This is a genomic window from Desulfonatronum zhilinae, assembly GCF_900182865.1.
Taxonomy (GTDB): Bacteria; Desulfobacterota; Desulfovibrionia; order Desulfovibrionales; family Desulfonatronaceae; genus Desulfonatronum; species Desulfonatronum lacustre.
In genome coordinates, this window is the sequence record NZ_FXUJ01000091.1 from 1 (window position 1) to 1,149 (window position 1,149).

At 61.6% G+C, this 1,149-nt stretch carries 1 protein-coding gene; it reads right to left on the bottom strand.

Translation table 11 applies throughout. From position 1 onward, the window contains the following. The coding region (locus AC559A_RS19175; protein ID WP_498819298.1) for a type VI secretion system Vgr family protein at positions 1-1,149 on the bottom strand (1,149 nt) is incomplete at both ends.

Sequence of the window (1,149 nt, forward strand, 5' to 3'; positions counted from 1 at the left end):
CACGCTGGGGGTTTCGCTATTGGGCACCGCGGACTGGATCACGGGTCGGTCCGGGTCGCCGTCGAGGAAGGTCAGGAGCACCTCGGTGCCCTTGTGCAGGGGGAAGTGCATGCCGTGACCTTCGCCGGCATACGGCGTGGCCATGCGTAGCCAGCAGGAAGCCTTGCCCTCGCCGCGACCGGAGAGGTCAAAGGGCAGGATCACCTTGTAGCGGCCGTGCTCGTCCAACTCGGCGTATTTGCCCGAGCCGGCGGCGTCCACCTTGGCCGAAATGGTCCCGGCGATGCGCGGCTTGGGCGTGAGCCGTTGCGGCCGGAACTGGGTGGTCGCGGGAATGCACTCGAAGGTGTTGCGGTAAAACAGCGCGTCGCGGTCCTCCAGGTCTCGAATCCCCAGGCCGCTGAGCAGATAACGCTCCTGGCTGCCCTCGTGGCGGACCGTGGTGGTCAGGTACTGCTGGTTGAATTCAACCCGGAAATGGCGGCTCAGGGTGAACAGGTATCCCGGCCGGACGGCGGGAATGGAGGAAAGGCCGTGGAAGACCTTTTCCCGGCATTGGTATTCCTCGGCCCGCACCTGGGCCAGGCGGTCCCCTTCGATCTTGTTGGCGAAATTTTCACCGTACAGGTAGATTTCACCGCGGCCCTTGTCCTGGACCGAGGCCTTGCCTTCCAGGTCCAGGCTGGGCTTCATGTAGTTGTAGTCCTTGAGCAGGACATTCCTAGGCAGGGGGGATTGCTTCAGGGTGAACCGCTTGATCACCTTGCCGGCGTCCGCGGCGTCCAGCCCGGAGGGCGGCGAGTACAGGAATGTCTCGTGGCCCGGCAGCGGAGCATGAGCGATAAAGGTGTCCGAAGCGATCATTTTTTCGCCCTGTTGGCCCTGTTCGAACCAGTAATAGGCGCCTTCCCGCTCCATCCACCGGGAAACAAAACCGAAGTGGGACTCGCCATACTGGCAGACATACTCCCAGGGCTGGTATTTGCCCTGGAACTGGAAGACGAAATCCAGCCCCGTGGACAACCCTCCGTCCTTGAGCACGTCCTCCAGAAATTTATCCACCTTTTTATTCAGAAATATCTGGTTGTGCTGGGTCAGCGTCAGCCACCACAACTTGGGACGCAGCTCGGCCCGGTAGAAAAAGTAGGC